This is a genomic window from Mycobacterium sp. TH-M103, from assembly GCF_057473785.1.
The window spans coordinates 1-9,219 of record NZ_JBYCLG010000012.1; the positions used below are offsets into that span (position 1 = coordinate 1).

Annotated in this window: 11 protein-coding genes and 1 pseudogene; 8 read left to right on the forward strand and 4 right to left on the reverse strand. The window is 68.4% G+C overall.

Annotation, left to right across the window (positions count from 1 at the left end):
* Positions 1-251 precede the first annotated feature (251 nt).
* Both AC2VOR_RS00515 and AC2VOR_RS00520 read right to left on the reverse strand, forming a co-directional pair.
* Positions 252-597 (reverse strand): annotated as a pseudogene (locus tag AC2VOR_RS00515) (Hsp70 family protein); the annotation flags it as partial.
* The gene (locus AC2VOR_RS00520; protein WP_486963003.1) at positions 543-1,616 is read right to left on the reverse strand and encodes an NAD(P)H-dependent amine dehydrogenase family protein; all 1,074 of its coding nucleotides are present in this window, start codon (positions 1,614-1,616) and stop codon (positions 543-545) included. The gene AC2VOR_RS00520 and the pseudogene AC2VOR_RS00515, both read right to left, overlap by 55 nt.
* Positions 1,617-1,696: 80 nt before the next feature.
* On the opposite strand from AC2VOR_RS00520, the gene AC2VOR_RS00525 reads away from it, so the two are divergent.
* From AC2VOR_RS00525 to AC2VOR_RS00545, 5 genes are all read left to right on the forward strand, one after another.
* Positions 1,697-2,884 carry an MFS transporter gene (locus AC2VOR_RS00525; RefSeq protein WP_486963004.1) on the forward strand — a complete coding sequence of 396 codons (1,188 nt, stop codon included), beginning with the start codon at positions 1,697-1,699 and terminating at the stop codon, positions 2,882-2,884.
* A gap of 17 nt (positions 2,885-2,901) precedes the next feature.
* The gene (locus AC2VOR_RS00530) at positions 2,902-3,234 is read left to right on the forward strand and encodes an MmpS family transport accessory protein (RefSeq protein WP_486963005.1); all 333 of its coding nucleotides are present in this window, start codon (positions 2,902-2,904) and stop codon (positions 3,232-3,234) included.
* 61 nt (positions 3,235-3,295) lie between these two features.
* Entirely contained in the window at positions 3,296-4,591 is a 1,296-nt protein-coding gene (locus AC2VOR_RS00535; RefSeq protein WP_369738198.1) for a cytochrome P450, read from the forward strand.
* A 29-nt stretch (positions 4,592-4,620) separates the two neighbouring features.
* The gene (locus AC2VOR_RS00540; RefSeq protein ID WP_407688853.1) at positions 4,621-5,475 is read left to right on the forward strand and encodes a TauD/TfdA dioxygenase family protein; all 855 of its coding nucleotides are present in this window, start codon (positions 4,621-4,623) and stop codon (positions 5,473-5,475) included.
* Positions 5,476-5,510: 35 nt separating this feature from the next.
* On the forward strand, positions 5,511-6,059 hold the full coding sequence (locus AC2VOR_RS00545) for an ester cyclase (RefSeq protein ID WP_486963006.1): 549 nt from the start codon (positions 5,511-5,513) through the stop codon (positions 6,057-6,059).
* Between the two features lie 4 nt (positions 6,060-6,063).
* On the opposite strand, the gene AC2VOR_RS00550 is transcribed toward AC2VOR_RS00545, so the two are convergent.
* A complete protein-coding gene (locus AC2VOR_RS00550; protein WP_486963007.1) occupies positions 6,064-6,759 on the reverse strand; it encodes a haloacid dehalogenase type II in 696 nt (231 codons plus the stop codon).
* 15 nt (positions 6,760-6,774) lie between these two features.
* Between AC2VOR_RS00550 and AC2VOR_RS00555 the strand changes: the two genes are divergently transcribed.
* Together AC2VOR_RS00555 and AC2VOR_RS00560 are read left to right on the forward strand one after the other, a co-directional pair.
* Positions 6,775-7,140 (forward strand): YidH family protein, encoded by a 366-nt coding sequence (locus AC2VOR_RS00555; protein ID WP_486963008.1) that lies wholly within the window; start codon positions 6,775-6,777, stop codon positions 7,138-7,140.
* Positions 7,137-7,463, forward strand: a complete 327-nt coding sequence (locus AC2VOR_RS00560; protein ID WP_369738194.1) for a DUF202 domain-containing protein — start codon at positions 7,137-7,139, stop codon at positions 7,461-7,463. Before AC2VOR_RS00555 ends, AC2VOR_RS00560 begins: the two co-directional genes overlap by 4 nt.
* On the opposite strand, the gene AC2VOR_RS00565 is transcribed toward AC2VOR_RS00560, so the two are convergent.
* Positions 7,426-8,229: a potassium channel family protein gene (locus AC2VOR_RS00565; RefSeq protein WP_486963009.1), complete on the reverse strand. Its 804-nt coding sequence runs from the start codon at positions 8,227-8,229 to the stop codon at positions 7,426-7,428. The genes AC2VOR_RS00560 and AC2VOR_RS00565 overlap by 38 nt on opposite strands.
* Before the next feature lie 351 nt (positions 8,230-8,580).
* Here AC2VOR_RS00565 and AC2VOR_RS00570 point away from each other — a divergent pair.
* Positions 8,581-9,219, forward strand: a 639-nt coding sequence (locus tag AC2VOR_RS00570; protein ID WP_486963010.1) for an aliphatic amidase, incomplete at its 3' end; no start/stop codon positions are given.

Consider the following 9,219-nt stretch of genomic DNA (forward strand, 5'->3'; position numbering starts at 1 on the left):
CGCCGCATATTCTGACTACATATCTACGCCGGTTCAAAACCATCTACCCAGTTCAACAATCAGATAACGCCCGAAAGCAGTCGTAACTTCGGACTAATCACGTTGCGCCGCAACGTGTTTTCCATGCCGCTGCGCACCCCAGCGCGCCGGTGGGTCAGCATGGAAGCGGCCTCGGAGGACAACTGCTCCTTGACGTTTCGGCAGCCGGCCCGCAGCCGGCTCAAGGCACCCACCAGCAGGGCGCGCGACGGGTCGCACACCGCGACGGTGCCGCGGCCGGGCACGCCCGGGTCGGCGCGCGCCGCGACCAGCGCTGCCGCGGCGTCGGGCAGCAGCGCCAACGGCTGCGCCCGGTTGGACCATTCGGCCAGCCGGCGCAGCGCAGTGGCCGGCGGTGGCGACGTAGGCCAGTGCGCGCAGCGCGGCGGCGTGGCCGAACCGGTCCACGAAGTCGGTGACGACCAGGACAGGCTGGTCCAGCCGGGGGTTCTCCGCCGGGAAGCCGACCTCGGGCGGGCGCTGCCGGTACAGGGTAAGGCCGGTCAGCGGATGTTCCCGACCCCCGCGATCAGCGGCAGGTCCAGCGGGGTGACCCACCCCGGCCGCAACTCGTTGACCGCCGGAACCGCGTGCAGGGCCCGCATCCCGGTGGCCAGGCAACCGGCCGTGGCCGCGTCCCGGCCGGAGCCGTCGGTGAACCGGAACGCGGTTTCCTGGAAAATGCTCGGCGTCCCCTCGATGTCGACCCGGTAGACGTCGTCGTCGTGGCCGGACGGCCAGTCCGGGGCGGCGTCGCGGCCGATGCGGTTGACGTGTTCGAGCTGAATCCTCTTCTCGCCCTTGTAGATTCCGTTGATCGTGAAGCGTACGGCGGCGACATGCCCGGGCTTGATGACGCCCTTGACGGTGTTGCGCTCGGTGGGCGTCACCCACTTGTCCCAGGTGGTGGTGATCTCGTCGAGCATGATGCCGGCGGCATGCGCGATCATCGGGACGGTGGCGCCCCAGGCGAAGATCAGCATGTTGGAGTCTTGCAGCAGCGGGGTGTATTCGGGCTCGCGGCCGATGCCCATCTCGACTTCGTAGTCGCCCTCGTAGTTGGTGTAGTCCAGCAATTCCGAAGCGCGCACCCGCCGCACTTCCGAGCACAGGCCCATCAACGTCATGGGGAACAGGTCGTTGGCGAACCCGGGGTCGATGCCGGTGGTGAAGCACGACGACTCGCCCAGCTCGCAGGCCTCGGTGATCGGCTCGATCCACTGCGGCGGGTTGAGGTGCATCGACGGCCACACCCACGGGGTCATCGCTGTCGAGCACACGTCGATGCCGGCCCGCAGGAAGCGGGTTATCAGCGCGATGTTGTCCTTGGCGTGCAACGCCGTCGGCCCGTAGTGCACCAGCGCGTCGGGTTTCAGCCCGATCAGGGCGTCGACGTCGTCGGTGGCCACGACACCCACCGGTTCGGGCAACCCGCAGATCTCGCCGACGTCGCGCCCGACCTTGTCGGGGTTGCTGACGCCTACGCCCACCAACTCGAACGCCGGGTGTTTGACGATCTCGGCGATCACCATCTTGCCGACGAACCCGGTACCCCAGACCACCACACGCTTCGGCATACTCTTCCTTCCTGCCGTCGGCTCCCTGCCCGGCTTCACACACTAAGCGCGCGGCACGGGTGCCAGCTAGCATCTGGCACGTGCAAGAGGCGACGAAGCCGACCTGGCTCACCAGGAACGTATGGGTACTGTCGCTGGTGTCGCTGCTGCAGGACTCCGTCAGCGAGCTGCTGTACCCGCTGCTGCCGATCTATCTGACGGCCGTGCTGGGCGCGCCACCCTCGGTCGTCGGGGCTGTGGAGGGCGCGGCCGAGGGCGCGGCGTCGCTCACCAAGATCGTGTCGGGGCCGTTGGGCGACCGTTTCGCCCGCCGCCCCCTGATCGCGACCGGTTACGGCATGGCGGCGCTGGGCAAGCTCATCGTCGCGGCGGCCGGGGCGTGGCCCGGGGTGCTGGTCGGGCGCGTGGTCGACCGGCTGGGCAAGGGGTTGCGCGGTGCGGTGCGCGACGCGCTGCTGGTCGACGGCGTCGAGCCGGCGGAGCGCGGCCGGGTGTTCGGGTTTCACCGGACGATGGACACCCTCGGCGCGGTCATCGGCCCGCTACTCGGGCTGGCCGGCTACGAGGCGTTCGGTCACCGGATCGGCCCGGTGCTGTATCTGGCGGTGATCCCCGCGGTGCTCAGCGTGCTGTTGATCGCCTGGGTCCGGGAGCGGTCGCGGCAGGTGTCGCACGAGTTCCGGTCCTCGCCTTTCGCCGGTGCCCGGCGGCTGCTCCGCCGCTACTGGAGGGTGGTCTCGTTCCTGGTCGCATTCAGCGTCGTCAACTTCCCCGACGCCCTGCTGCTGTTGCGGCTCAAGGAGATCGGCTTCTCGGTCGTCGGCGTCATCTTGGCCTATGTCGGCTACAACGCGGTGTACGCGGTGGCGAGCCTGCCGGCCGGGGTGTTGGCGGACCGCTTCGGCCGGCCGGTGATCTACGGGGTCGGGCTGGTGTTCTTCGCCGTCGGCTATCTGGGGCTGGGCAGCACCACCGACACGGCGACCGCCTGGGCCCTGATCGCGGTGTACGGCATGTTCACCGCCTGCTACGACGGGGTCGGGAAGGCCTGGATCTCAACGCTTGTCGCGGGTGAGCTGCAGTCCAGCGCCCAGGGGCTGTTCCAGGGCCTGAGCGGGTTCGCGGTGCTGGCCGCGGGGTTGTGGGCCGGCTTTTTGTGGGGCGCCGACGGGCGGCTGCCGTTGCTGATCTCGGGGACGGCCGGTGGGGTGTTCGCCGTCGTCCTGCTCGCCGGCGCGGCCAAACCGCTTCCGTCTCGTCGCGCGTGATGTCACGATGGGAAACCATGACCAGTCGTCTCAGCGGTTTCGCGATCCTGTTCGCCGTCGGTATGGGTGCGGCAGTCCCGGGCGTGGCGCACGCCGCCGGGTTCCCGCAGGTCCGCTACGAGGTAAGCGGACCCGGGGTGGCCCAATACATCTCGTACCAGACCGACACCGGCCAGCAGCATGCGGTCGACGCCGCGCTGCCCTGGTCGACACAGTTCCAGGGGTTCGGCGGCGAGGTGTTCGTGCTGAGCGCGCAGGGACCCGGACCGATGCGCTGCCGGATTCTGCTCGACGGCAACGTGGTGAGCGACGCGCAGTCGGCGGGCGGCAGGACCGTCTGCACGCACTAGCCGCGCCGAGCGCCAACGGATTAGGCTCTCTCCCACCACTTCAACGGCGAAGGAGATGTAGGTGAGCCTCAAGACCGGCATTGCGACGCGGGCGAACGGGGCGCCGCCGCCCGAGATCCCTTTGGCCGAAATCCATCTCGGGTCGCTGGAGTTCTGGGGTCGCGACGACGACTTCCGCGACGGCGGCTTCGCCACGCTGCGCCGCGAGGCCCCGATCTCGTTCTGGCCCGCGATCGAGTACGAGGGGTTCGAGGGCGGCGCCGGCTACTGGGCCCTGACCCGACACGACGACGTGCACTTCGCCAGCCGCCACCCGGAGATCTTCAGCTCGGCGGGCGGCATCACGATCGGCGACCAGTTGCCCGAAATCTCCGAATACTTCGGGTCGATGATCGTGCTCGACGACCCGCGGCATCAGCGGCTGCGTTCGATCGTCAGCCGGGCCTTCACCCCGAAAGTGGTGGCGCGCATCGAGGCGTCGGTGCGCGAGCGGGCCCGTCGGCTGGTCGCCGGGCTGATCGCCGATCATCCGGACGGGCAGGCCGAGCTGGTCACCGAACTCGCCGGCCCACTGCCGTTGCAGGTCATCTGCGACATGATGGGCATCCCCGAACAAGACCACCAGCGGATATTCCACTGGACCAACGTGATCCTCGGGTTCGGCGACCCCGACCTGTCCACCGACTTCGACGAGTTCCTGCAGGTCTCGATGGACATCGGCGCCTACGCCAGCGCGCTGGCCGAGGACCGGCGCGCCAACCCCCACGACGACCTGACCACCAGCCTGGTGGAGGCCGAGGTCGACGGCGAACGGCTGACCTCAGCGGAGATCGCGTCGTTCTTCATCCTGCTGGTGGTGGCCGGCAACGAGACGACCCGCAACGCGATCAGCCACGGCGTGCTTGCCCTGTCCCGCTACCCCGCCGAGCGGGACAAGTGGTGGGCCGACTTCGACCGCCTGACGCCCACCGCCGTCGAGGAGATCGTGCGCTGGGCCTCGCCGGTGGTCTACATGCGGCGCACCCTGACCCGTGACTTCAAGCTCGGCGGCACCAAGCTGAAAGAAGGCGACAAGGCCGCGCTGTGGTACACCTCGGCCAACCGCGACGAGTCCACGTTCGCCAACCCGTGGGTTTTCGATGTGGCGCGCACGCCCAATCCGCATCTCGGGTTCGGCGGCGGGGGTGCGCACTTCTGCCTCGGGGCCAACCTGGCCCGCCGCGAGATCAGGGTGGTCTTCGACGAGCTGCGCCGCGAGGTACCCGACATCGTGGCGGTGGACGAACCCGCGCGGCTGCTGTCGCAGTTCATCCATGGCATCAAGAGCCTGCCCGTGGCCTGGACTCCCCCGAGGTGACGACCCGCCCCGGCTAGTCTCGAAAGATCATGCCCGCGACGACACCGCTGACCGTGACCAAGCTGAGCAGCCACCTCGGCCTGTGCATCGAGGGCGTGCGCCTCGGCGGTGACCTCGGGGCCGAGACGGCCGAGCAGATCTACGGCGCCCTGCTGGAGCACAAGGTGATCTTCTTCCGCGGCCAGGACCACCTCGACGACGCCGGTCAGGTCGCGTTCGCGCGGCTGCTGGGCGATCCCCTGCCCTTCATGCTGGTCGGCCACCCGTCAACGGGGTATTACCCGCTGCGGAACGCGCCGCTCGTGCATCAGGTCGACTCCCGGTACGGCTACGACAACCGCTGGCACAGCGACATCACGTTCGCCACGAACTACCCGGGGGTGGAGATGCTGCGCGCGGTGACCATGCCCGACTACGGGGGGTCGACGCTGTGGGCGTCTACCGCGGCCGCGTACGAGGCGCTGCCCGAACCGCTGCGGCGGCTCGCGGACGATCTGTGGGTGGTGCACACCAACCGGACCGACAAGCCGGAATACCACACCGAGCACCCGTTGGTGCGGGTGCACCCCGACACCGGCGAGCGCACCCTGGTGGCCGGGAGCTTCGCGCGTGGCATCGTCGGGCTCGACACGCACGAGTCGACCGTGCTGCTGGAGTTGATGCAGCGGCGAATCATCTTGCCCGAGAACACCATTCGATGGTACTGGCGGCCCGGCGACATCGCCATCTGGGACAACCGGGCGACCCAGCACCGCGCGGTAGCCGACTACGACGACCAATACCGGCTGCTGCACCGGGTCTCGTTGATGGGTGCGGCGCCCGTCGACGTGCACGGCCAATCCAGCCGCGCGATCGTCGGCGCCCCGCTCGAGCCCTCACCCTAGTTTGCGTCTGCTCGCCGGCACCTTACGCTCGCCGCGTGAGCATTCCCGCATGCCCCGCTCCCGACGTGCTGGCCGCGCGCCAGAGACTCGTGCTCGACCACTTCCGCGACGAGGTCCGTCACGCCTTGGACGACGTGCTGGCGACGTTCCCGCATCCGCGCTACGAGCTGATCCCGCAGCTGGTCGTCCACGACGGCGACGAGGCGGTGCGCGGCTACTACGCCGAGACCCGCACCGCGTTCCCCGATCAGGACCACGAGATCATCGCGTTGCGACACAGCGCCGACGCGGTGATCGTCGAGTTCTGGTTGATGGGCACCCATCGCGGCTACCTGGGCAAGGTGCCGCCCACCGGCGGCCGGTTCCGGGTGCGCATGACCGCCTATCTCGTCTTCGACGAGTCCGAAACGCTTGTCTGCGAACGTATCTACTTCGACACGCTGACCATGGTCCGACAGCTGCTGGGCGGGCTGGACATGAAGAGGCCGGCGAACTGGCTGCTGGCGGCGCGCTGCGTACGCGGCCTGTTGTCGATGTCGTCGGGGAAACCGGATTCGGCGCTGACCGGATCGGCGCACCGCTGACACGTCAGCAGCCGAGTTGCCCGGCGAGGTCGAGAAAGTCCGACGCGTTGACGTCGAACTCCCCCGAGTAGGCCACGTCGGCCACGCTGCCGGAGCCGAATTCCAGCGGGCGCGCGACGAACGCGGTGCGAAAACCGAGAACGCCGGCGGCGCGCAGGTCGTACTTGTGGCTCGCCACCATCATGATCTCGGCCGGTTCCAGCCTCAGATAGGTCGCCGCCATGCGGTAGATCGCCGGATCGGGCTTGAACACCCCGGCCATCTCCGCGGCGAAGACCGCGTCCCACGGCAGCCCGGCCCGTTTGGAGATGTTGACCACCGCGGAGACGTCGGCGTTGGACAACGTCGCCAACGTGAATGCCTCCTTCAGGCGCGTCAGCCCGGGCACCACGTCCGGCCAGGGCCGCAGGCGCTCCCAGGCCAGCGTGAGCTCGTCGCGCTGGGCAACCGAGAGGACGCCGGGGTCCAGCACGGTGTCGAGCGCTTCGCGGTACACCGAACGCACCGACACCCATCCGCCGCGCCGATCGGCCGCGGCGCCGGTGGCCACGAAGTAGCCGGCCCGCCAACGGCGCACCACGTCGGGCCAGTCGACGGGCGCATCGGCGCCGATGCGCCGCGCCTCCTCGCAAACCGTCGAGAAGAAGTCCGTCGCCGTTCCCTGCACGTCGAACAGCAACGCCCGCACCACGGGCGCCAATCTACAATGCGCCTCGTGGCCGATGACGCCGACGGCGCCCGAGAGCAGGAACCCGACTACCGGTTCACCTTCGCCAACGAACGGACATTCCTGGCCTGGCAGCGGACCGCACTGGGGTTGCTCGCCGCCGCCGTCGCACTGGTACAGCTGGTTCCCGAGCTGACCGTCCCCGGCGCACGCCGCGGACTGGGCGTGGGCCTGGCGGTGCTAGCCATCCTCACCAGCGGGATGGGGCTGCTGCGCTGGTACCAGGCGGACCGGGCCATGCGCCGCGGCGACCCCCTGCCCCGCCATCCCTCGCCGCTCTACCTCGCGGTGGGTCTCAGCCTGGTCGGGCTCATCGCGCTCGGGCTGGTCGTCGCCAAGGCGGTACTGGCTTGAGCGACGCCCCGGCCCCGTCCGACCGCGGGCTTCAGGCGGAGAGGACGGCGCTGTCCTGGTCACGCACCTCGTTCGCGTTCCTGGTCAACGGCGCGCTGCTGATGATCAGGAACCTGCATGGCTCGGTCGGGCCGGCCGGGGTGATCCCGGCCGTGTTGGCCGGTGCGGTGGCGTTGCTCACCTACTACATCTCGGTTCGACGCCAGCGCATCCTGCAACAGCCCGTCGGTGCCACGATCACCGCGCGGCGGCCGGTGTACGTCATCGGGGCGGCCTCGCTGCTGCTCATCGTCGTGACGACCATCGGCCAGCTGCTCCAGTAGCCGCCAACGAGCGCCGCGATTCCGGTTCGACGTGCGCGGCGACCCGCCGTAGCTGTTCGGCCAGCCGGCGAACTTCATGACGGAGTTCGGCGATCTCGGCCGACGAGGTCGCTCGGTTCGCGGTGTCGGTCTCCGACACGCGTTCGACGATCCACGAGGCCAGCGACGCCGTGACCACCCCCACCAGGGTGATGCCGCCGATCATCAGCATCACGGCAACGAGCCGGCCGGGGACGGTGACGGGATACAAGTCACCGTAGCCGACGGTGGTCACGGTGGTGACGGCCCACCACAGCGCCTTCCCGAACGACGTGATCCGGGCGCCGACGTGGTCGCGTTCGAAGTCGAGGACGGCCAGCGCCGACACATAAATCAGCAGGCACACCCCGGTGACGGTGTAGATGAGGATGCGGCCGCGCACCGCCATACCGACGGCTTTCTGCAGCGCCCCGGCCAGCACGACCAGCCGCAGGAGCAGCAGCGGTCCCATGAGCGGAAGCGCGACCACCAGCAAGTCGAACAGATGATGGACGAACCAGTCCCGCTTGTCGGACGCCAGGCGGAGGCGGACCAGGTAGTCGCCGACGAACAGACACCAGAACACCCAGCTCAACACCCACAGCAGGTGCGTGGCTTCGTGCCCGAGATGGCCCAGGACGTGCACCGAGTACAGGGCGATGAAGGCGGTGGCGACGGCGGCCAGCGGCAATTCGGTGACGCGTTGCCAGGTTTCTTCCCGTGTCTGTTCGACGGTTTCTTCACTCACGCGGCCGGCCTCCCTTATTGATGCATCGCTGGCGGAGTCGATTGGCCGACAACCACTCGCCTCGCCCGCCGGCATGGGAGTGTCCCGGCCACGCCACAACTCGTTACCCAGTGTTCCCAGAATTCGCGGCTCTATGCCGGTTCGCCCGGGCGGGCTCACGTCGAACCCGCCTCGTGCCGGCGACAGAGCTGGGGAATTCCGTTCCTCCAAGCCAGTTCCCGGGCGAATCACCACCTTATGCAACTATTGCTATTGGTGGTAAAATTTCGGCTCCGCCCCACGCCATCAGGAGTCGCCGTCGGCGGCCGGCGCCACGCTGGGGGTACACACGCGGGGAAGGACCGATCCAGCATGAGGCACGGGGACATCTCGTCGAGTCCGGACACCGTCGGTGTCGCGGTCGTCAATTACAAGATGCCGCGACTGCACACCGTCGACGAGGTTCTCGCCAATGCGCAACGCATCGCTGACATGGTAGTGGGCATCAAGCGGGGGCTGCCGGGCATGGATCTGATCGCCTTCCCGGAGTACTCGACGCAGGGCATCATGTACGACGAAACGGAGATGTATGCGACCGCCACCACCGTCCCCGGCCCGGTCACGCAGATCTTCGCCGAGGCGTGCCGGGCCGCCAAGACGTGGGGCGTGTTCTCGCTGACCGGCGAGCAGCACGAGGAACATCCCCACAAACCGCCCTACAACACGCTCATCCTGATGAACGACCGCGGCGAGATCGTGCAGAAGTACCGCAAGATCATTCCGTGGACTCCGATCGAGCCGTGGTATCCCGGCTCCGACACCTATGCCGTCGAGGGCCCGAAGGGGATCATGGTGTCGTTGATCGTCTGCGACGACGGCAATTACCCCGAGATCTGGCGGGACTGCGCGATGAAGGGCGCCGAGCTCATCGTCCGCTCGCAGGGCTACATGTATCCCGCCGCCGAGCAGACGGTGCTGATGTCCAAGGCGATGGCCTGGGCCAACAACGTC

Bases quoted from the DNA above. Each gene is read 5' to 3' on its own strand.
- AC2VOR_RS00520 (WP_486963003.1), bottom strand. From the start codon at position 1,616: ATGCCGAAGCGTGTGGTGGTCTGGGGTACCGGGTTCGTCGGCAAGATG.
- AC2VOR_RS00530 (WP_486963005.1), top strand. From the start codon at position 2,902: ATGACCAGTCGTCTCAGCGGTTTCGCGATCCTGTTCGCCGTCGGTATG.
- AC2VOR_RS00540 (WP_407688853.1), top strand. From the start codon at position 4,621: ATGCCCGCGACGACACCGCTGACCGTGACCAAGCTGAGCAGCCACCTC.